Origin of the sequence: Mycolicibacterium sp. 624 (genome assembly GCF_040548615.1) — a bacterium.
Taxonomy (GTDB): domain Bacteria; phylum Actinomycetota; class Actinomycetes; order Mycobacteriales; family Mycobacteriaceae; genus Mycobacterium.
This window is the reverse complement of record NZ_JBEPRZ010000007.1, coordinates 298,699-319,586: the sequence shown is the minus strand read 5'-3', so window position 1 is coordinate 319,586 and position 20,888 is coordinate 298,699. Positions and strand designations below refer to the sequence as shown.

The 20,888-nt window shown below is 66.1% G+C and carries 23 protein-coding genes; 8 read left to right on the top strand and 15 right to left on the bottom strand.

Features of this window, described 5'->3' with window-relative positions; translation table 11 throughout:
• Positions 1–68: 68 nt before the first annotated feature.
• From ABIA65_RS26330 to ABIA65_RS26300, 7 genes are all read left to right on the top strand, one after another.
• On the top strand, positions 69–704 hold the full coding sequence (locus tag ABIA65_RS26330; RefSeq protein WP_354525384.1) for a WXG100 family type VII secretion target: 636 nt from the start codon (positions 69–71) through the stop codon (positions 702–704).
• A 6-nt stretch (positions 705–710) separates the two neighbouring features.
• Complete coding sequence (locus ABIA65_RS26325) at positions 711–998, top strand: WXG100 family type VII secretion target (protein WP_241400416.1); 288 nt, start codon at positions 711–713, stop codon at positions 996–998.
• Complete coding sequence (locus ABIA65_RS26320; protein WP_354525383.1) at positions 989–3,673, top strand: WXG100-like domain-containing protein; 2,685 nt, start codon at positions 989–991, stop codon at positions 3,671–3,673. The genes ABIA65_RS26325 and ABIA65_RS26320 overlap by 10 nt, the downstream gene beginning before the upstream one ends.
• Before the next feature lie 10 nt (positions 3,674–3,683).
• Positions 3,684–3,947, top strand: a complete 264-nt coding sequence (locus tag ABIA65_RS26315) for a hypothetical protein (protein WP_241400418.1) — start codon at positions 3,684–3,686, stop codon at positions 3,945–3,947.
• 122 nt (positions 3,948–4,069) lie between these two features.
• Entirely contained in the window at positions 4,070–4,438 is a 369-nt protein-coding gene (locus ABIA65_RS26310) for a hypothetical protein (protein WP_354525382.1), read from the top strand.
• A gap of 78 nt (positions 4,439–4,516) precedes the next feature.
• Complete coding sequence (locus ABIA65_RS26305; RefSeq protein ID WP_241400420.1) at positions 4,517–4,768, top strand: hypothetical protein; 252 nt, start codon at positions 4,517–4,519, stop codon at positions 4,766–4,768.
• Positions 4,769–4,806: 38 nt separating this feature from the next.
• Entirely contained in the window at positions 4,807–5,268 is a 462-nt protein-coding gene (locus ABIA65_RS26300; RefSeq protein ID WP_354525381.1) for a hypothetical protein, read from the top strand.
• 352 nt (positions 5,269–5,620) lie between these two features.
• On the opposite strand, the gene ABIA65_RS26295 is transcribed toward ABIA65_RS26300, so the two are convergent.
• The 4 genes from ABIA65_RS26295 to ABIA65_RS26280 all read right to left on the bottom strand — a co-directional run bounded on the left by ABIA65_RS26295 (position 5,621) and on the right by ABIA65_RS26280 (position 9,609).
• Positions 5,621–6,661, bottom strand: coding sequence for a tetratricopeptide repeat protein (locus ABIA65_RS26295; protein ID WP_354525380.1), 1,041 nt, complete (start codon positions 6,659–6,661; stop codon positions 5,621–5,623).
• A gap of 81 nt (positions 6,662–6,742) precedes the next feature.
• A complete protein-coding gene (locus ABIA65_RS26290) occupies positions 6,743–8,008 on the bottom strand; it encodes an amidohydrolase (RefSeq protein ID WP_354525379.1) in 1,266 nt (421 codons plus the stop codon).
• Positions 8,009–8,127: 119 nt separating this feature from the next.
• A complete protein-coding gene (locus ABIA65_RS26285) occupies positions 8,128–8,949 on the bottom strand; it encodes a class I SAM-dependent methyltransferase (RefSeq protein WP_241400424.1) in 822 nt (273 codons plus the stop codon).
• Positions 8,950–9,102: 153 nt separating this feature from the next.
• Positions 9,103–9,609 carry a MarR family winged helix-turn-helix transcriptional regulator gene (locus tag ABIA65_RS26280; protein ID WP_354525378.1) on the bottom strand — a complete coding sequence of 169 codons (507 nt, stop codon included), beginning with the start codon at positions 9,607–9,609 and terminating at the stop codon, positions 9,103–9,105.
• Positions 9,610–9,683: 74 nt separating this feature from the next.
• Here ABIA65_RS26280 and ABIA65_RS26275 point away from each other — a divergent pair, with 74 nt between their 5' ends.
• Positions 9,684–10,073 (top strand): VOC family protein, encoded by a 390-nt coding sequence (locus ABIA65_RS26275; RefSeq protein WP_354525377.1) that lies wholly within the window; start codon positions 9,684–9,686, stop codon positions 10,071–10,073.
• 2 nt (positions 10,074–10,075) lie between these two features.
• Here the strand turns inward: ABIA65_RS26275 and ABIA65_RS26270 are convergent, their stop codons facing one another.
• The 11 genes from ABIA65_RS26270 to ABIA65_RS26220 all read right to left on the bottom strand — a co-directional run bounded on the left by ABIA65_RS26270 (position 10,076) and on the right by ABIA65_RS26220 (position 20,842).
• Complete coding sequence (locus ABIA65_RS26270; RefSeq protein ID WP_502919618.1) at positions 10,076–11,404, bottom strand: lipase family protein; 1,329 nt, start codon at positions 11,402–11,404, stop codon at positions 10,076–10,078.
• 84 nt (positions 11,405–11,488) lie between these two features.
• Positions 11,489–11,767, bottom strand: coding sequence for a hypothetical protein (locus tag ABIA65_RS26265; RefSeq protein ID WP_241400427.1), 279 nt, complete (start codon positions 11,765–11,767; stop codon positions 11,489–11,491).
• A 3-nt stretch (positions 11,768–11,770) separates the two neighbouring features.
• The gene (locus tag ABIA65_RS26260; protein ID WP_241400428.1) at positions 11,771–12,658 is read right to left on the bottom strand and encodes an oxygenase MpaB family protein; all 888 of its coding nucleotides are present in this window, start codon (positions 12,656–12,658) and stop codon (positions 11,771–11,773) included.
• An 8-nt stretch (positions 12,659–12,666) separates the two neighbouring features.
• The gene (locus ABIA65_RS26255; protein ID WP_241400429.1) at positions 12,667–12,897 is read right to left on the bottom strand and encodes a hypothetical protein; all 231 of its coding nucleotides are present in this window, start codon (positions 12,895–12,897) and stop codon (positions 12,667–12,669) included.
• Between the two features lie 219 nt (positions 12,898–13,116).
• Complete coding sequence (gene ahcY, locus ABIA65_RS26250) at positions 13,117–14,577, bottom strand: adenosylhomocysteinase (RefSeq protein WP_241400430.1); 1,461 nt, start codon at positions 14,575–14,577, stop codon at positions 13,117–13,119.
• 130 nt (positions 14,578–14,707) lie between these two features.
• The gene (locus tag ABIA65_RS26245) at positions 14,708–15,250 is read right to left on the bottom strand and encodes a TetR family transcriptional regulator (RefSeq protein ID WP_371747133.1); all 543 of its coding nucleotides are present in this window, start codon (positions 15,248–15,250) and stop codon (positions 14,708–14,710) included.
• A gap of 134 nt (positions 15,251–15,384) precedes the next feature.
• The gene (locus tag ABIA65_RS26240; protein ID WP_241400431.1) at positions 15,385–15,567 is read right to left on the bottom strand and encodes a rubredoxin; all 183 of its coding nucleotides are present in this window, start codon (positions 15,565–15,567) and stop codon (positions 15,385–15,387) included.
• On the bottom strand, positions 15,564–15,737 hold the full coding sequence (locus tag ABIA65_RS26235) for a rubredoxin (RefSeq protein WP_241400432.1): 174 nt from the start codon (positions 15,735–15,737) through the stop codon (positions 15,564–15,566). The genes ABIA65_RS26240 and ABIA65_RS26235 overlap by 4 nt, the downstream gene beginning before the upstream one ends.
• Positions 15,734–17,026: an alkane 1-monooxygenase gene (locus tag ABIA65_RS26230; RefSeq protein ID WP_354525376.1), complete on the bottom strand. Its 1,293-nt coding sequence runs from the start codon at positions 17,024–17,026 to the stop codon at positions 15,734–15,736. The genes ABIA65_RS26235 and ABIA65_RS26230 overlap by 4 nt, the downstream gene beginning before the upstream one ends.
• Before the next feature lie 109 nt (positions 17,027–17,135).
• Positions 17,136–18,782: a hydantoinase B/oxoprolinase family protein gene (locus ABIA65_RS26225; protein ID WP_354525375.1), complete on the bottom strand. Its 1,647-nt coding sequence runs from the start codon at positions 18,780–18,782 to the stop codon at positions 17,136–17,138.
• Positions 18,779–20,842 carry a hydantoinase/oxoprolinase family protein gene (locus tag ABIA65_RS26220; RefSeq protein WP_354525374.1) on the bottom strand — a complete coding sequence of 688 codons (2,064 nt, stop codon included), beginning with the start codon at positions 20,840–20,842 and terminating at the stop codon, positions 18,779–18,781. The genes ABIA65_RS26225 and ABIA65_RS26220 overlap by 4 nt, the downstream gene beginning before the upstream one ends.
• Positions 20,843–20,888: the final 46 nt, after the last annotated feature.

The following is a 20,888-nucleotide window of genomic DNA, read 5'->3' as shown; positions in this document are numbered from 1 at the left end:
TCCGACCCCCCCTTCACCGCCGATAGGCTCTGATCAGCTGACCGTCAAGGGACTGGGAGGTCTGTCGGGTGGGGCAGTCGGTCGAAGTTGTCGTCTCGGAGTTGAACTCGGCATCAGCACGTCTGGAGGACGCCGCACAGCGGCTGCAGGACGGGTTGTCGAGCGTGGACGACGAGACGACGCAGTTGCTGGGTTCGGGGTGGAAGGGCGGGGCCGCGTCGGCCTACGGGCCCGCGTGGGAGCAGTGGCACGGCGGCGCGGAGCAGGTCGTGGAGGGCTTGCAGCGGATGTCGGAGCTGTTGACGATCGCAGGCAGGGAGTACGCCAAGACCGACGAGTCGGGCGCCGAGGCGCTCGGCTCGACCATGCAGGGATCTGGTGGGTCGGCGGGCGGAAGTGGCGCCGCGAGTGGCCAGAGCGCTGGCGCAGCGAGTGACCCGGGCGCAGCTCAGGGCGTGGTCGGGCAGGGCGATGGCGCGAGCAGTGCTGGTGGTGCCAATCCGACGGCACAGTCCGGCGGTGGGGCGCAGCAGGCGATGTCGTCGGCCTCGCAGCTCGGTCAGGCCGCCGTCGCACCACTCACACAGGCCGGGCAGGCCGTCGCAGGGCTGGCGCAGCAGGCCGTGCAGTTGGCGACCGGGCTGGCGCAGCAGGCCGCCCAGGATGCCGAGAACGAACACGACGATGAGCGGCCTGGCGAGTAGGAGGCGATGACGATGCTGGTGGTGGACTTCGCGCAGCTGCAGGCGGCCATCGATCACATGACGAGATTCGAGCAGGACGTCTCCGAGTGCCTCGACGACATCGACCACACCATGGCGGCATTGCGGGCGACATGGCATGGGGAGGCGTCGGATTCCCAAGCGCAGGCGCAGCAGCAGTGGGAGACGGGTGCCGAGCAGATGAAGACGGCGCTGGAGCAGTTGAGGAAGATCGCCCAGGCCGCGCACACGAACTACTCGGACGCGGTCAGCAAGAACGGGCAGATGTGGGAGTAGCCGGCGCCGGCGGCCGCATCGAGGTTGAGCCGGAGGTCCTGCTTCGTTCTGGCCAGCGGATGGGGTCGATCGGTGCGCAGCTGGGCATGCTGTCCGACGCATTGGGTGCGGCGTTGGGCAGCGGGATCGCCTCCGGCATGGATCCGGCTGGGGCCAACTTCGGGATGAGTTACGGGCGTCAGGCGCAGGGCTTCGCCGACGCATTGGCCGACGCCGCCAACTCGTTCAAGGCTGTCGGCTACATGTTGGAGGCGACGGGCTACAACTACCAGAACGCCGATGCCGCGTCGACCATCGGCGGATCTGGGCCCACGGGTGGCGTGGGTTCCGAGCCCAGCAAGACGACGGCGGGCAGCGCCCCCATGGGGCCGAGTTCGGCCAACGTCTCCCCGCCGACCAAATGGACGCTGATTCAACCGTTTCTGCGGATGATTCCCGGGTTCGGGCTGTTCGCCAGCGCGGCGATGACGTGGCCGTCCGGCGATCCGTCACTGTTGCGTCTGACCGCCGCGCAGTGGCGCAACCTCGCGACCGGCCTGTCGGCGTTCGACGACGACATCGCGGCCATCAAGGCCGCAACGTCGGCGCAGAACATCCCCGAGGGCGGCGGTATCGCTCAGGCCCTCACAGACCTCGGTGACTACGTGTCGTCAATGTCCGAATCTGCGTCGACAATCGCGACGTCGGTCGACGACTTCGCGACCGGCGTGCAGAACACTCAGGACGCCATCCGCCGGCTGCTGGACCGGATTTCGCTCGACGGCCTGTGGGACACGGTGACGGGGTTCCTCACCGGCGACGGTGACGACATCCTTCGCGAAGTCGCCCGGGACGTCGGCGATGTGCTGGAGAACTTCCAGGACCAGGTCAAGGGCGTGGTCGGACTCCTCGGAGAGCTGGCGACCCTCATTGGCGACGCAGCGACCGCATTCCAGAAGTGGATACGGCCAATCCTGGTCGAGACTTTCGGCGATGACGTGGGGAACACGCTCGCCGACACGGTCACGCTGTACACCGACTTCCAGGTCGGCGTGGCCACCGGTCTGATCAACACCGTCTCGGGGGTGGTGTCGATGGCCGACCCCGACACGTGGAAGGGCATGGCCGACGTGGCCCTGTCGGTGGCCCAGGATCCCTCGTCGCTGCCCGGCGTGCTGGCGAACATGGGCAAGGAGTTCGTGGCCTGGGACAAGTGGTCTGGTGACCATCCGGGCAGGGCCGCGGGCGAGGCGGCGTTCAACATCGGGTCGCTGTTCGTCCCCGGCGGTGCGCTGTCGAAGACGGGCACCGTGGCCAAGGGTCTGCGGTACACCAACCGCCTGCTCGAGGAGGGTCGACTCCCCCGGCTCGGGGATCTGCCGGGTGTCGGGGGCGGCAACCGCGCCCTGCCCGGATTGGACGACCTCCCCGGGGCGGGGTCCAGGCTTCCGGGGGCTCCCGAGTTCAGACCTGGGGCCGTCCCCGACTCGATCGTCGGCCCGTCCATGCCCAATGGTGTTGACGCGCCGACAAACCCACCTGGCTCAGGTAGCGGTGTCCCGACCGGGCCGTCTGATCCGCCGGGACCGTCCGGCACCCCCGTTGGCGGCAATGGTCACGGACCTGGGTCCGGTGGCGGCGATGGTCCGCCGCCTGATTCGCCAGGGCAGCCCGTCAGTCCGTCGGACTCTGGACCAGGACCGGGACGTGTGGATTCTCCGACCAGCCCTGCGTCGTCAGCTGGTCCGAGTTCTGTTGACTCGCCGCGTATCTCGGATCCGTCAGCGCCCGCTACGCCGAGCCACACGCCGACGACTCCGGAGGCATCCGGAAACGGGCACGCGACTGGGCAACAGAGCGGCGGTGGAGGCGGCCTCGAGACGCCGAGTGCGCAGAGTGAGAGTCACCGGCCCAGTTCCGATGGCTACAACGGGCGTTCGGACGATCGACCTGCGACGGGCGACCATCCCCCTGAGCAATCACCGACAACACATGACGACGGGCGGCGTCACGAGCCCGGCGGCACACACGAACCGCCGCCTCCCCTCCGCGACGCTGGAGAGCAATTTGCTGGCAACGGAGAACCCTCGGGGACCGGCGAGCACCAAGACGGACCATCCGATCGCGATCACCCGACCGACGCTTCCCATCGATCAGCAGATGGCCCCACCGAGGGCCACGGGCACACCGGCGACCAATCATCTCCTTGGGACCACAATGTCCTGACCGACGAACAGCGCGACGAGATTCTGGCAATCGACAAGGGCAGTCGGCCCGAGCCTTCAGAATATCTACCAAGCGAGTTCATCGAACATCACCTCGAAAAGTTCGATGCAGGCGCCAGTCGATTCACCACTTCAGAAGCTCTGGAGGATTTCGGCATTGGACACCGAGATGGCACCACATTCGTGTTCCCCACCCGTGAACTCGACACCTTGATGCAATCAACCGGAGGCGACCGCCGCGCCTTGGAGGAAGCTCTCGGTCTACCTACGGGGTTCTTCGACACCGATGGCCTGGTGCGCGTCGACATTCCCGATCCGGGTGAATACGATCTGAGGGTTCCGTCAGGCAACGAGGCCGGCGCCAGCGACCAATGGCTTCCTGGCGGGTTCTTGCCGACAGGAACGTCGGAAGCTGTTATTGATGGCGCTGAGGTACCACCAGATGATCTGACGATCACGGATATGGACTGAGAGTGACACGATGAAGTTCGAAAAAGCCTTCGTATCAAGGGAAGATAGGTACTCCCTGGGCGTAGAGACGCAGTCAGGATTGCACTACGCAGCGATCCCGGTTAGCAATCAACTAGTGGACTACATGGAGTACTACAAGCTGACCGACGACGAATACGAGCGCTTTCTCGGTGATCCAACCCAGGCAGTGGAGTTCGTGGAATCGTGCCGTGATCGCAAACAAGATCAGAGACTATTCATGAAGCCCGGTTCAGATCGCGGCGTTCCGAGGTAGCGGAACCCGTGAATCGAGGCAGTTGATCGATTGCAAAGGGCCGTTTCAGACAACGTTCAATAGCGGCAGGGGACCAAATGAACGCGGTGCCAGTAACCGGAGCAATCGCAGAGTACCGAGGCATGCGTTTTCGGATCTTGTTCGGCGGCAACGACTGGGTGGCGTTGTGCGCCGAGGCCGAAGTCGACATGCCAGACGCATTCGCTCGAGGCGAGTCGCCAGCGGGACAGGGGCACTGCGAACCGTGGGCGAAAGTACCGATCTCCGTTCTCGATGGTGTAGTCGATGTTGTCGTCTCCGGGATCCTCGGCGGCCATACGGTATCGCTGCATCAGCAATTGCCGGACGGCCGGATTGGGGTGGAGTTCGTCGGCCCTTCCGCCGTGGCCAAGGAACTCGGATTGGACGGGGAACCTTATATGGGTTGGACCGGCCTATTCGCTCCTGAGGACCTGAAAGACATTCGAGTGGAGGAGACGCGGCGTGCGTAAGAGCTAGGTCTTGCGAAAGTTGCTAACGGCGCCCGTCGACGCGGCTCCCGCATCCGCTGAGCTAAGAGAGGTTCCGCTGTGAATCTGACTGAGCTGGCACGGGTTCTCGCAACGATCGGTATCGCCTCGGAGGTCTTGGCGCTCGGTGGCCACGCAGACTATTCGTGGTGCGTCGAGCAGTCCTCGGACGGCGCCTGGGAGGTCTACTGGTACGAGCGAGGTAACAAGAACGGCTTGGTCCGACTAGCCACTGAATCAGACGCGTGCTTCCAACTGCTGGGTCGGCTGTCCTACAGTCAGCTGCTCGCGAGGGCGATCGGCCCCACATAGGCATTCCTCGCCACGCCACTGCAAGCAGGAAGGAGCGTATGACCGTGGAGAACACAAGACACGGACTCCACGCAAGCGGCACCTACGCCACATACGACGGGCGTGTCTACCTTGCACACCGCCTGCGGGATCGCATTCGCCTCCTGTCCGACGACGATCCGCTGCCTCCCGATTTTCAGATCTCCAAGAAGAGTTGGGTAAGAGGTGAAGCGATCGTCAACATGGGCGCCATTCAGCGCCTAATTACTGTGGAGACGACCTGCGTGTGGCGTGGCCATCCGTTTCGAGTTGGAGTCATTGCCGGAGGCATGGCCGACCTCTTCTACCTCGGCAGGCAGTTCGACGAAGTCTCTGACCTACCTAGCATGGAGCGTCCCGACAAGTATGAAGTACTCGGCGGGGCACCGGTTTCGGAGTTGGCCGAGGTGGTCGAGCACGTCGAAGAGCTGCCCCTGGACAACCAGCCCACTGACGAGACACGAAGTCCAGACCCCACGTGACATCAGCTTTCACTTCCACGACCTGCACAAGCCCCCGTCGTCCACGAGGGACAATGACTCATCGTCAATGACATGGATCCCGGCCTCGGCCGCCTTCTCGATGTCGTCAACGGAACCATCACCCAGGCAAAGCACATCGCGCACTTGCGGGCGCAGCGTCGTATTACGAGGCCCTCGGCCTGAACTAAGTCGGCCTGCTCTTCACACCCGTGGCGAATAGATGGTTCAACACTCGAGCATGGTCCGCACGGGAAAGCTTGAAGCCTATGGATGTTTGGACGTCTCCGAGGTCAGCGAGCCTCGCCGCTAGCCACGCACAGGCGCAGCACCGGCGCCACCCCGCGTCCGTCGCTCACCACAGCCGCTCAGTCGTCAGACCACCAACGATGACGACGACGGGCAGCGACAGAAGCAGGATCGACGCCGCCACCGCTGGCACCGTCATCGCGCCGAGGACAGCGGTGAGCACACCGAACACAACGCCAGCTGACAGCTGCAGGATCCTGATCGCGAGGATTTGGCGTTGCCGCAGAACCGATGTCAGCGTCTGTCTCGGTACCTCGCGAATCATCCGCGCGAAGACCACCAGGAGCGGTACGGCCCCCACACCCGCGACGATCCGTGGGATGACCGTGGCGCCCCCGTCGTCGCGCAGGTTGTACGTCGCGATCACCGCGATCGCGACGATCAACACCAGCCAGGTCGACCGGCGCAGCACACCGGTGAGCACCACACCCACGTTCTGGCGCGCCACCTCGCCGTAGGCCGAGTCGAGCCGTCCTGCCCCGAGAAAGCCGCGGACCGCGTTCCATCGCCCGCCCCGCGAGTAGGTGAGCATCGCCAGATTGTGGACGGCGCTGGCATCTTCGGGATTCAGCCGCAACGCCTCCCGGTAATCGGCCTCAGCCAGATCGACCTGGCCGAGGGCGACGTGGATGTCCCCGCGGAGGTTCAGCGCGTCACCGTCGGACGGATTCAGGCGCAGCGCCTCGTTGATGGCCGTCATCGCCTCGGCCGGGCGCCCTGTGCCCGCCAGCAGGCGCGCGTAGTTGTGGTGCGCCAGATGGCTGTGTGGATGTGCCGTCGCCGTTCGCCACGCCATCCAGAGCGCATCGGGAATCCGGCCCAGCAATTCGAGCGCGCGACTGTAGACGCGCATCGCGTGCTCGTAGTCCGGGGTGACCGAGAGAGCAGTGTGCGCGGTGCTCGCGGCCGCCGCGTAGTCGGACTGCCCCAGCTTGGCGCGAGCGTAGGCCGTCAACAGCCGCGGATGATTCGGGTCGACGGCCAGCGCCGCCCGGACCGTCTCCTCGGCCTGCCGGTGATTGCCTGCCGCGATGTGGGTTTCGGCGATGTGAACCACCGCATCGACGTCGTTGGGCGCTGCCGTCACCGAAACCTCCTGCATCACCGGATCCTGGGTCGATCCTAGGCTCGAGGAGCGCGAGCACCCCGCTGCGACAACGGACCCCGGTCAGCGGGCCAGCCACTCCATCGCGGCAATGACGAGGGCTTGTGTGCCGGTATCCAGCGTGGGTTGTATCACCGGGGCGAAGGTCGCCGAGTGGTTGACCGGAATGTCCTGATTGATCCGGCCCAGTTCGGCGGCCTTCTGGAACGCTGCCGCGTCGATTCCACCGAAGCCCCAGTACGAGTACGGCACACCCAACCCGTTGGGAATCTCACTGAAGTCCTCGCTGCCCATGCCCTGCGGCAGCTCTATGCTCCGATCGCCGAAGAACGTGGAGAATGCCTCAGCTAGACGTTTCGTGGTGTCAACATCGTTGTCAGTCAAGGGAAATCGATCGAACAACTCGAACTCTGGCTCGCGCGGCGAACCCGACGCCTGACACTCCGCGGTCACGATCCGGCGGATCGCATCGAGAATTGTGGTGCGGGTCTGCTCGTTGTACGTGCGGATGTTCAGCTGCAGTACGGCGTGGTCAGGTATGACGTTGCTCTTGCTGCCGGCCGCAATGCTGCCGACGGTGAGCACCGCTGATTCGACGGGAGCGATCTCCCGTGCGACGACGGTCTGCAACCGAATGACGATCATGGCCGCGAGCACCACCGGATCGACGGCGGACTGGGGCATCGATCCATGTGCGCCGCGGCCGTGCACGGTGATCCGCATGCTGTCGGCAGTGGCCAGGAACGGGCCGGCATGGATGCCCACCATGCCCGCCGGCACCGGCAAGACGTGTTGTCCGAAGGCGACATCGACGGTCGGCAGCAGCGCCGCCAGACCGTCGTCGACCATCGCACGGGCACCGTCGGCGGTCTCCTCTGCCGGCTGGAACAGCGCAACCAGGGTGCCGCCCCAGTGCTCGGCCCCTTCGGCCAGCAGCTGCGCGGCCCCGAGCAAAGCGGTCACATGGACGTCGTGCCCACACGCGTGCATCACCGGCACGTCATTGCCGTCGGCGTCAGTGACCCGGACGGTGCTGGCGTAGTCCAGCCCGGTCTTCTCGAACACGGGCAGCGCGTCCATGTCCGCACGCAGCAGCACAGTCGGACCCGGCCCGTTCGCGAGTATCCCGACGACGCCGGTCCCGCCCACCCCGTCGTGCACCTGAAATCCCGATCCGCGCAGCCGCTCCGCGACGGTGCCTGCCGTGGCGAACTCTTGATGCGACAGCTCGGGGTGCTCGTGCAGATCGCGATAGAAGTCCTCCTGCCAGTTCCGGATCCCAGACAGCCCGGTGAGCACGGAATCAGCGGCTTCACGTGTGGCGGTCATGCCCCCTCCGATCGTGATCGGCGACGCGCGAGCCGCACGTCGGTGGCCGGGTGCCTCACGTTCGCAATAGGCACGCCGCGAGCGTAGCGATCGAGTGCGAGATCGGCGGCGGGTTCAGACTAGAACCGGTAGTGAAGGACCACATTCCCCCTTCGGGACACGGCGACACTGGGTGCGGTCAGGCGGTTCATCAGACGCAGGCCGAGGGGAAACTCGGCAACCTCCGGCTCGCGGGTGCAGAGGATCTCCTTGACCAGCTTCAGCTTGGGGTTCCAGCGTTCGGGATACCGCGGGTCGTCGAATCCGGGGAATTTGGTGATATCCCTGATGGATTCGGCACCGCCAAAGCGCTTTTGGGCCCAGACGGCGAACTTGCTGTAGCCGTTGAAGGCTATCTCCCCGCTGGGGAAGTGGTCGATGATCCGATTCACCAGGGAGATCATCTCCTCCTCGGAGAGGAACGCGATCAGACCGTCGGCCACCACGACGGCGGGCCTGTCGGCGGGAAGGGCCTCTAGCCAGGTGGAGTCGGTCAGGTCGGCTCCGATGCCATGCGGAGTGGCACGATCGGGCAACAGCTGCCGTCGGGCGGCGATGACCTCCGCAAAGTCGATGTCATACCAGTCCGCGGCGGGCGGCAGGGTGACGCGGAGCGCCCGACTGTCCAGCCCGGCGCCGAGGTCCAGGCCGACCGCGTTCGGGTGGCGGTCAATGAACCGCTGAGCGATCTCGTCGAGCTTCTTGGCCCGATGCGCGATGTAGATCGCGCTGCTAGTGGGGATGCCGAGTTTCTTGTAGTCGTAGTCGACTTTCCGCACGATCTCGTCGGCCATCTCGTCGCCCAGGATGGGGTGGGGCAAGCGGTTGTCGAGCGCTCTGCCACACAGCGTCAGCCACAGGCTCGCCTGCAGCGGGGTGAAGTTCGGCACTGTCATCGCCATGTGGTTATCCATCCGTTCGAGCCGTTCGAGCTAGTGACGACGCCGCTGACCACGCCCCCCGGGAAACGAGCGGCCGACCATCACGTCGATTGAACGCCCGTTCGGTAGATTAAACGCACGTTCAGCACCCGGTCAAGGGCGCACCTCGGCGAATCAGGCGGTTTCGTCGGCAAGCCGTTGAAGGTAGACGGCGAACTGGCGCCGATCATTGTCGTTCCACGTCGCGGTGAGCCTGTCGAAGCACTGCCGCTGCCAGCGCAGCGCCTCAGCGTGCAGCGACCGACCCTCTGCGGTGAGCTTCACAACCACCCGTCGCCGATCCCGCGCAGAGTCAATGCGAGCGAGGTAACCCGATGCGAGGGCGTCCTTGATCATTCGGCTGGCCCCGGACTGGTCCAGCCCAAGCTGGGACGCGACCGCGCTAACGGTGACCTCGTCGGACGCGTCCGAGCTGGCGGCAACCGCCTCGATGACCTGAATGATTTGAATACGGCGCATCTCAGCCTCTGGCGGCCCAGGCGCGCCCGCGAGAGCCTGATTGATCCATCGGCGGGACCAGTAGCGCACCAGCCGGAACAGCGCTGGGCCTCCGTCCTCGATGCGGCCCTGCGCCGATGGCGAGGCCGCACGCCGCGGATGACCGTCGATAGCGGGTGACATGACGGCAATTATATGCGATTTGCATGTATTGTTGTATGCGCATCGCAAGCAATCTGGTTAGACAGGAGTGCGCAATGACCATCATTCTTGACCACACGATCGTGACGGCGAATGACAGCCATTCGGCAGCAACGTTTTTCGCGGAGGTGATGGGGTTGTCGGTGTCACCGCCCAGCGGACCGTTTGTTCAAGTCGCCGTCAATGAGTCGCTGACCTTTGATTTCGCTCAGCGTGGCCAGACCCTCGCGGGCCATTACGGCTTCCTCGTCGACGAGGACACATTCCAGGCCGTGCTGGACCGCCTCTCAAAATGGCCGGCCGTCGACTACGGCTCCGGCCCCGACGGGGGTTGGGATCGAAGTGCCACCACCCTCGACGGCGGACGCCGGGTTTACGTCCGCGATGCCGACAACGGACATACCTACGAACTCTTCACCGCCCCAACGCAACACTCGCACGGATAGCGCTAGTACGTCCCGCAGTTCGGCGTGGTCGGCAGGCCGTTGAACCGGTCTGCGATCCACTGCATCGCAGGCTCCCCGTCGACCAGCATCGGCAGGGCGTGGTTGACCACCAGTTTGTTCAGGAACGGCGGCTGCTCGTTGGTGCGGAACTCGACGTCCGCACCTTGGGCACACCAGTCGCGGCCGAGTTGGTTTGCGCCGGTCCACGGCACCAGCGGGTCGTACCGGTTGATGTTGATCAGCACCGGCGACGTCGGCTTGAGCTTGCCGATGCGTTGCATGTCGAACAACGTCGCGAACGGCTCCCGGTTGACCACCTCGAAGATGTCCTCGGTGAAGTAGGGCTGCAGATGCCGGAACATGAACTTGGTGATGGTCTCGGCGATGCACTGATCCTGCACCTTCTGCAGCAGATCCACACCGCGCGGAGTCAGCTTCGCCCGAATGACATCCTCGAACTCGGGATAGGTGGTGATCACGGAGTTCAGCGCATAGGCCACCACCCCGACCAGAGCGCTGCCGTCGGCGTAGGGGAACAGCTCCTTGAGATCCGCCGGCGGCGCGCCCGCATAGGAACCCACCACCTTGAGTTCGGGCGCGTAGGACGGCGCCAGCTCGGCTGCGGCCGCCGCGGCGCCCCCACCCTGCGAGTAACCCCAGAAGGCCAGCGGGCCATCGGGATCCAGAGTGGTGTCCGGCAATCGCATGGCCGCCCGACCGGCGTCGAGCATGGCGTTGCCCTGAGCCACCCGGTTGACGTAGGTGTGCAACCCGGGCGTGCCGAGGCCCTGATAGTCGGTCATCACGATGGCGAACCCGCGCGCCACCATCGTCGCGACGAACAGCTCCTCGTAGTTGAACGCGATGTCGAGATAGGGCGAGAAGTGAATGCCCTGGTTGAACTGCCGCGACGGCGCGCACTGGTCCCCCTGCCCCTGCGTGCCCGGGCCGTAGACGATCAGGGGCCGCGGCCCCTGACCGGGCCAGTCGTTGTAGGGCTCGAAGTAGGTTCCCGTGACGGCCATCGGGTTGCCGCGAGCATCGATGCTGCGGTACATGATTCGCGTACCCGTGGCCATGATCGCGCCGAGTTGACCGGATGGCTCGAGTACCAGACGGGACGGTTCGGTGCGGATCAGATCGCCGGGCTGTCCTGGCCCGAGCGGCTCGGGTGGCGTGTAGAACGCGACGTACTCGTCCTCGTTGTACTTCGGGTCGCGGACGTCATTGGTCGGGTCGGGTTCGGCGTGGGCCATGGGTGCCGCAGGCGCGAAAAGCGTTGCCAGAGCGAGAAGAACGAGCACAGCGAGCGACCGCATCCCCCGACCCATTTGCGAACAGTAACAAATGGGCCACGGTATGTGGTCGGTTCGATGACAACCTCGGAGATCGCCTGCGCGGCCGAGGTCTTCGCCTCACACTCCGCACAACCCCGAGGTGAGAAGCAGCAACGGCCACAGCCCCGTGGTCAGGCCGAACGCCATCAGGTCCGCGCCTGCGGGCAACACGGGTTCCAGCTGCTTCTCGATCGCGGTCACCGTCTCGTAGTTCAAGAAGCTCCACACCACGCCGATCAGGATGTGTGGGATCGCCATCCACAGCCCGAACTCGATCATCGCCTCGATGCTGACCTTGCGACCAAGCAGCCGGCGCACGCGCGCCCGAACGGGTTGGCGGCGCTCCCGGGTCACCATGTCTCACACCAGACTTCGGTCGGCACGGACCCGCCGCCGCACGTCAGCGAGCAGCACGTAGCTACCGCCCTGTCGCACGAAGACGGGTAGGAATCTGTTCACGAAGGCGACGAACAGGAACAGCTGCTCGAACCACCACTGCCGACCCCTCCCCCAGGAGAGCCCGAGTGCGTCGCGGAAGACGGGGGCCAGGAAGCCCGCGGTGAGGAACTTCAGCAACGGCCGAAACGGCAGCCGCAGAATCGGATTGATCATCTTGAGACCGATCAGATCCATCAGGTAGCCGCGCACGGTCGCATCGATGCTGACGCGGCGGCACGCGGCAGTCCAGTACGTGTCGAAATCCGCCCGGGTCGCCGGCCACTGCTCCTCAGTGACTTGCAGGGTGGTGCCCAGCGGCCACGCCGAGCGGTAGAACTGCTCGGACTGCTCGGCGGTCATCTCACCCCGCAGGAGCTGGTAGGTGTCCTCGAGACCGACGAACAGACATGCCGCCACCCACATCTGCAGGTCGCGATCGAAGGCGTTGTAGCGCACCGGACTGTCGGCCGTCGACTTCACGTGGCGGTGAGCGCCGTCGACCGCCGCCCGGAACGCGGCGCGGTCGTCGTCCGACCCGATGACGGCCACCGCGAGGTACTGGAACGTCGTCCGAGCGCGCTTCCACGGATGCTTCAGTAGATTTCCCGAGTCGACCTTGCTCTCGACGACGCCGTACCCCACCGGCGGTAACGACAGTTGCATGATGACGTTGGCTGCTCCCCCGGCGAACGCCCAGAAGTCCATCGCATCCGACGCGGCGACTTCATCGTCGGTCCAGCGGGCGGTGCGTCGCCGCGCGGTGATGCGGCAATCCTGTAGTGACAGTTCACCGAGCGGGTTGACCGACACGTCGCCCCCTAGACCGCACACGCGTCAACGAACAGCAGCAGCGGCCAGGCGAGCACACTTCCGATCACCGACACCACGAGGTGCAGCCCGTCGAGCCCGCTGAACCGGCTGACGTGGGTGGCGACGTAGGCGACACCGAGGACGAGATACGGGGCGCCGAGCATCGCGGCCGTCCCGATCCACTCGGCAATCGTCAACTCGACACGCAACAGTCTGCGCAGACTCTCGATCACGTCCATGGCGACTCCCCGGCTCGCACGCCAACCTGCAGAAACACTGACCCAGGGCATTATGTTAATGGCCGTTCGGCCGTGAGGCACGCGTTCGGCACAATCGGATGAATCCTGGTTGTGCCGAGTTCTCGCGCTACGCGTTGCGTCGCACCCCTTCGTCAGCAGTCACAAAATCGCCCAAATCCATACGGAAATGGGCGATTCTGTGACTGCTCGGGTAAAGCTCTAGTAGCGGTAGTGCTCCGGCTTGTACGGGCCGTCGACATCCACACCGATGTACTCGGCCTGCTCCTTGGTGAGCCTGGTCAGCGAACCACCGAGCGCCTCGACGTGGATCTTGGCGACCTTCTCGTCGAGGTGCTTGGCCAGTCGGTAGACCTCGTTGTCGTACTCGTCGTTCTTGGTCCACAGTTCGATCTGTGCGATGACCTGGTTGGAGAAGCTGTTGCTCATCACGAACGACGGGTGGCCGGTGGCGTTGCCCAGGTTCAGCAGGCGTCCCTCGGACAGCACGATGATCGAGTGGCCGTCGGGGAAGACGAACTCGTCGACCTGCGGCTTGATGTTGATCCGGCGGACGTCGCCGTCGCGCTCGAGCCGCGCCATCTCGATCTCATCGTCGAAGTGGCCAATGTTGCCCAGGATCGCCTGGTGCTTCATCGACTTCATGTGCTCGAGGGTGATGATGCCCTGGTTGCCGGTCGCCGTGATGACGATGTCCGCCCAGCCGATGGCCTCCTCGACGGTCTTGACCTCGAAGCCGTCCATCAGCGCCTGCAGCGCGTTGATCGGGTCGATCTCGGTGACCGCGACGCGGGCACCCTGAGCCTTGAGCGCCTCGGCGCAGCCCTTGCCGACGTCGCCGTAACCGCAGACCAGCGCGGCCTTTCCACCGATCAGGACATCGGTGCCGCGGTTGATGCCGTCGATCAGGGAGTGCCGGGTGCCGTACTTGTTGTCGAACTTGCTCTTGGTGACCGAGTCGTTGACGTTGATGGCCGGGAAGGCCAACTCGCCCGCGGCAGCGAACTGGTACAGGCGCAGCACGCCGGTGGTGGTCTCCTCGGTGACGCCCTGGACCGACTCGGCGATCTTGCCCCACTTGGTCTTGTCGGTCTCGAAGCGCTCACGGATCAGCGCGAGGAACACCTTGTACTCATCGGAGTCGTCGTCCTCGCCGGGAGGCACGACACCGGCCTTCTCGAACTGCGCGCCGCGCAGCACCAGCATGGTGGCGTCACCGCCGTCGTCGAGAATCATGTTGGCCGGCTCGCCGGGCCACGTCAGCATCTGCTCGGCGGCCCACCAGTACTCCTCGAGGCTCTCGCCCTTCCACGCGAACACCGGGACGCCCTTGGGCTCCTCGACGGTGCCGTGCGGGCCGACGACAGTCGCGGCCGCGGCGTGATCCTGGGTGGAGAAGATGTTGCACGACGCCCAGCGGACCTCGGCACCGAGGACCACGAGGGTCTCGATGAGCACCGCGGTCTGAATCGTCATGTGCAGCGAGCCCGAGACTCGCGCACCCTTGAGCGGCAGCACCTCGGAGTACTCCCGGCGCAGTGCCATCAGACCCGGCATCTCGTGCTCGGCCAGCCGGATCTCCTTGCGGCCGAACTCCGCGAGGGACAGATCGGCAACCTTGAAATCGATGCCGTTGCGGACGTCCGCCTTCAGCTCAGTCATGTAGAGCCCCTTTTCATTCGTCATTTGCCTGTGAGGGCACGGATACGCGCGTCGCGACAGCAGTGCAGGTACCCATGCAGATACCCATAGCCTGCGGGCTCGCGGGACAGGCGCTCAGGCGCTCTGACAGCTAAGGGGTATCGATAACACCGTAGCGCTCGGCGAACGGCGTCATGAGCCGGGCCAGGTCACGGGCCACATCGTGATCGGCTTCCGGGGGCATCGACACGTAGCTCATCGCCAGCCGGACGATCGCCCGGGCCAGCACGCCGGAGTCCTCCTCACTGGCCCGCACCCAGCTGTTCATCAAGGTCGCGGTCAGGCGCTCGGAGCAGCGAGAGATGATCGGCGCGCTGTCCGTGGTGATGATTTGGAGCAGATCGGGCTTGGCCACACCGGTCAGCAGCGAGATCACCAGCGGATCGGACGCCGACTCTGCGAAGAACGCCCGGAAACCCTCCAGGAACGCCGCGTGGATGTTGCCGACGTTCCCGACGATCGCGTCGGCCACAGCGTCGACCAGGCGATCGGCGAGTCGCAGGGCATACCCCTGGGCGAGGCCCTGCCGGGAGCCGAACTCGTTGTAGATGGTCTGCCTGCTGATGCCTGCGGCGCGGGCGACGTCGGACAGCGTGATCGACGACCAGTCCCTGGCCAGCAGCATGTCGCGCATGCCGTCCAGGATCGAGTCACGCAGGAGCACCCGCGAGGCCTCGGCATAGGGCACTCGTGATGCCGAACGCCTCTCACTCGGGTTGCTCACACGCGCGAGACTAGCTCGTCGCACCGCCGACGGCGCCAAGGCCGTCACGACCTGGCGACCTCGATCATCTCGAAATCCGCCTTGGCCGCGCCACAGTCCGGGCAGCTCCAGTCCTCGGGGATGTCATCCCACCGCGTGCCCGGGGCGATGCCGTCCTCCGGCCAGCCCTTCTCCTCGTCGTACTCGAATCCGCACTGCACGCAGACGAACAACTTGTAGTCAGTCATTTCCTCACTCCCGTCTCTTCGAAATCGACCTTCTCCCGCACCGCGCAGTCCGGGCAGCACCAGTCCTCGGGAATCTGGTCCCACGTGGTGCCCGCCGGAAACCCCTCCCGCGGAGCGCCTTTCGCCTCGTCGTAGGTATAGTCACAGCCCGGGCAGTGGTAGGCGCTCACTTGGCCGCGCCCGTCTGCTCCTCGCGCGAGCGCTCGTCGGCGCCCGTCTGCTCCTCGCGCGAGCGCTCGTCGGCTGGGCCGTACTTGGCCAGCACCCGCTCGCGCATCCGCGGATGGATGTTCACCCGGCTGATGTCACCGTCGTAGTGCGCCAGCACCCGGTGGTCCATCACCTTGCGCCACAGCGGCGGAAAGTAGGTCAGGCCGATCATCGACGCGTACCCGCTGGGCAGGTTCGGTGCCCCCGCCATGCTGCGCAGCGTCTGGTAGCGCCGCGTCGGGTTGGCGTGGTGATCGCTGTGCCGCTGCAGGTGGTACAGGAACAGGTTGGTCACGATGTGGTCGGAGTTCCAGCTGTGCTCGGGCGCGCAGCGCTCGTAGCGTCCGCTGGCGGTCTTCTGCCGGAGCAGGCCGTAGTGCTCGAGGTAGTTGACGGTCTCCAACAACGCGAACCCGAACACCGCGGAGATCACCACGTACGGGATCAGTGCGACACCGAAGATCGCGATGAGCGCGCCGTAGAGCACCACCGACATCGCCCAGGCGTTGAGCACGTCGTTGGACCAGTGCCACGGCGACTTGCCGGCCCGGCGCAGGCGCGCGGCCTCCATCTCCCACGACGACTTGAGACTCCCCCAGACACTGCGCGGCAGGAACTCCCAGAACGTCTCGCCGAAGCGCGCCGACGCGGGATCCTCCGGTGTGGCAACCCGGACGTGGTGACCGCGGTTGTGCTCGATGAAGAAGTGGCCGTAGCAGGTCTGGGCCAACGTGATCTTGGCCAGCCAGCGTTCGAGCTCGTCCTTCTTGTGGCCCATCTCGTGAGCGGTGTTGATGCCCACCCCGCCGAGCATGCCGACCGACAGCGCGAGGCCAATCTTGGCCGGCCAGCTCAGACCGCCGTCGAATCCGAGCCAGCTCAGGTCCGACGCGGTGAACAGGTAGGCGCCGAGTATCACGCTGGCGTACTGGAACGGGATGTAGATGTAGGTGCAGTACCGGTAGTACTTGTCGTTCTCCAGCCGCTCCATCACCTCATCGGGCGGGTTCTGCCCGTCGGGCCCGAACCGCATGTCCAACGCCGGCAACACGATGTAGAGCAGGATCGGGCCGATCCACAGCGGCACCTGGGCCGCGGCGTGCCACCCCCAGTGGTTGAACGCCCACACCACCGGCAGCATCACGAACAGCGCCGTCGGCGCGATCAGCCCCATCAACCACAGGTAGCGCTTCTTGTCGCGCCACTGTTCAACCGGGACGCCTGCGTCGACGTCGACCTGTGCGGTCATGTTCGAGTCACCTCCACGTGAGTGCGATCACTATCTGGAGTTGACTATAGAGCCGACTTTGTACGGTGTCTAGACATTGAGGCAGGTTTTGTAAAGAGGCGGGGTGGCGTCACACCCTCCCGTTGCGGTCGTCGTAGCCGCGGGCCTGCGCCGAGCGCCCGGCGGGATCGCCGTAGCCACCGCCGCCTGCGGTCTCGACCCGCACCACCGTGCCCGGTTGCAGCGTCAGCGACGCCTTGTCCGGCAGGCCGGTCAGCTCGGTGCCGTCCGGCGCGATGACCGTGACCCGGGTCGCGACGGCGTCGCCACCACCGTGTGCCCCGCACGGCGCGAAGTCCTCGTGCGTCTGCTCGGAATAGAACGTGACCCGCTGCGGGACGCCGATGATCTGATACTCGCGGCGCAATCCGAGACCACCGTTGAAGGTGCCGAGACCCTGTGAGCCGGGGATGAACTCGGTCTTGAGCACCCGCACGCTGTAGTTGGTCTCAACCACCTCGGTCGGCATGACCCCAACGTTGGACATGTAGGTGTCAACCCCGTCCACCCCGTCGGAGAACGACGTGGCACCGGTACCGCCGCCCACCACGTCGGCCATCACCGAGGGACGGCCGGTCACCGGACTCACCGATCCGACGTTGATGCAGAAGAAGCTGACGGTGCTGCTGGCCACGCTCTTGTCCGGCCAGATGGCGGCCATCGCCCGGATGAGGGTGTCGGCGAAACGCTGACAGGTGTTGTGCCGCACCGACACCGCGGCCGGCGACTCCGGGTTGAGCACGATACCCAGCGGTGCGTTGACGTCCACCGCGCGCAGCAGCCCGTCGTTGGCGCCTAGGTCGGGAGCCACGACAGCGCGCACGGCGTACACGATGCCCGCCCGCGCGCTGGCCCACGGCACGTTCATCGCCCCGGCCACCTGACGGTCGCACCCCGACAGGTCGATCGCGAGCTGGTCGGAGGTCTTGGTGACCCGCACGTGCACCCGAGTCGGCGCCCCGCCGCGGCCGTCGTCGTCGAGGAAACCCTCGGCCTCGCCGGTCCCGTCGGGCAGTTCCCGCAGGGCGATACGCACCCCGCGCTCGACCGAGTCCAGCATCCGCTGCATCACCTCGAGCACCGCCGGTGCGCCGTACAGCGCCGCGAGTTCTGCCACCCGCGCGTCACCGAGGGTGCACGCCGCGCGCTGGGCGCGAAGATCGCTGACCGTGCTGCGCGGGTCGCGGATGTTCTGCGTGATGACAGCGATCAGGTCCTCGTTCTCCACCCCGGCGATCGACAGCCGGACCGGCGGCAGCACCAGACCCTCACCGAACAGGTCCTCCAGTTCGGGGCCCTCGCTGCCCGGGTTCACCCCACCGACGTCGATGTGGTGGGCCGCGGTGCCCGACCACGCGACCAGCACATCGCCCAGGAAGATCGGGGCGATCACGTTGACGTCGGGCAGATGCATCGCCCCCATGTAGGGGTGATTCGAGATGTAGGCGTCCCCGGGCCGGATACGCCCCTGCCAGCGGTCGAGGGTCGCCTTGACCACCAGCGACATCGCGCCCAGCTGAGCCGGGATGTAGTCGGCCTGGGCGACCAGGTCACCGGTCGCGGTGAACAGCGCGCAGGAGAAGTCGTCCATGTCCCGGATGATCGGGCTGTAGCTGGACCGCTTCAGCACGCTGCCCATCTCCTCGGCCGCCGAATGCAGTGCGGCCGCAACCACTTCGAAGGTGACGGTGTCGACGTCAAAGGTTGCGGGGTTCATGCCACTTCGCTTTCCGTGATGAGGAGATCGCCGCCGGCGACGACCTCGGCGCGCTGACCGGCGCACAGCACCGTCGTGGAATCCATCTGCGCGACGATCGCCGGACCGTCGAACACATCGCCGAACCGCAGCGACGACCGCTGGTAGACGGGCACCTCCTGGGGACTGAAACCCGGGATCCGCACCGTCCGGCGGGCCAGCACGGCGTCGGTGCGCTCGCCGCCACCGTGCTCGCCGGCGGCCGACTCGGGACCCCGTTGCGCGCCGACCGCGGCGACGCGCAGAGTCACGACCTCGACCGGTTCGTCGCGGTTGGCGTGACCGTAGAGCTGCTCGTGCGCTGCATGGAATCGATCCGGGATGGCTTGCAGGGCAACGTCATCCCAGTCGTCGAGCGCCACATTGAGTTCGTACCCCTGGCCGAGGTAGCGGCAGTCCACCGAGGCGCTGACCACAACGTCGGCGCTCGGCACACCGTCTTCGACGATCTGTTTGGTCGCCGTCTCCGCAGCGTCACGGAACCAGTCGGCGATGCCCGGCACCGCGTCCGGCCCGAACGGAGTAAGCACCGTCTGGGCGTGGTCGAGGCGCAGCCCGGCGACCAGCAGGCCGTCGGCGGAGAGCAACCCCGGCCGGCTCGGCACCAGCACGCTGCGCAGGCCCAGATGACGCAACAGCAGCCCGGCGTGCAGTGGGCCCGCCCCGCCGAACGGCACCAGGGTGAACTCCCGGGGGTCCAAGCCCCGCTCGACGCTGACCTTGCGGACCGCCCGCACCATGTGCGCAAGGCCGATCGCCAGGATCGCCTCCGCCGCATCGTCGGTCGACATCCCGAGCACCGCGCCGACGCGATCCACCGCGGCCGCCGCGGCGGGCCGGTCGAGCACTAGGTCGCCGGCCAGTTCACCGGTGCCAAGGGTGCCGAGCACCACGTGCGCATCGGTGATGGTGGGTTCGGTGCCGCCGCGCAGGTAGCACGCCGGGCCGGGCACCGCGCGGGCCGACTGCGGGCCGACCCGCAGACGGCCGGTCTGGTCGGTCCAGGCGATGCTGCCGCCGCCCGCCCCAATGGTGTGAATGTCGACAGCAGGCGCGAGCAGCACGTGGTCGCGCACCTCCTGAGTGGTGGTGAACGGAATCCGTTGCTCCCGCACCAGACACACGTCGGTCGAGGTGCCACCCATGTCCAGGCTGATGACGTTGTCGAGCCCGTGCTGCGCGGCGGTGGCCACCAGCCCCGCGACACCGCCCGCCGGACCGGACAGCACCAACCTGTGCGCGTGCTCCTCGGCCCGGCCCGCGGGCACACTGCCGCCGTTGGACTGCATCACCAGAAACGGCGCCCGCAGCCCCGTCGCGGCCACCGCGTCGGCCGCCCGGTCGGTGTAGCCGCCGATGACGGGGCGCAGGGCGGCGTTGATGACCGTGGTCGCCGTCCGCGGATACTCCCGGAACTCGCGGGCCACCTCGCTGGACAGCGTGACCGGCGTGCCCGGCAGCGCGCGCCGCAGCGCCGCACCGAGCCGTCGTTCGTGGGTGTCGTCGAGGTAGCTGAACAACAGGCTGACCGCGATGGCCTCCGCCTCCAACGCGGCGACTTCGGCGACCACCCGGTCGATCTCGGCGTCGTCGAGGGCCACCACCACCTCGCCCGTGCTGGTGAGGCGTTCGTCGACCTCGATGCGGGCATGCCGCTGCACGAGGTCGTCCGGACGCTCGGGGGTCAGGCTGTAGACGTTGGGCCGGCTCGACTGCCGGTACCCCATGACATCGCGAAACCCGCGAGTGGTGACCAAACCCACCCGTGCGAGATTGCCGGTGAGAATGGCGTTGGTGGCGACCGTCGTCCCGTGGCACAGCAGCGAGACGTCGCCGACCGGCATCCCCTGAGCTGCCAGGGCGGCGACCGCGTTCGCCAGACCTCGCGACGGATCATCGGGCGTAGACGCCACTTTGGCGACCAGCACCCGGCTGTCATCGGCCCGCGCGACGGCGTCCGTGAACGTCCCCCCGGCGTCGATACTCACGGTCCACTGGGGTTGCTGCTGTGTTCGATTCACCTGCGCCACCTCTCGGTTGCAGCGGCCGGATCGCCGCTGCCCCCAG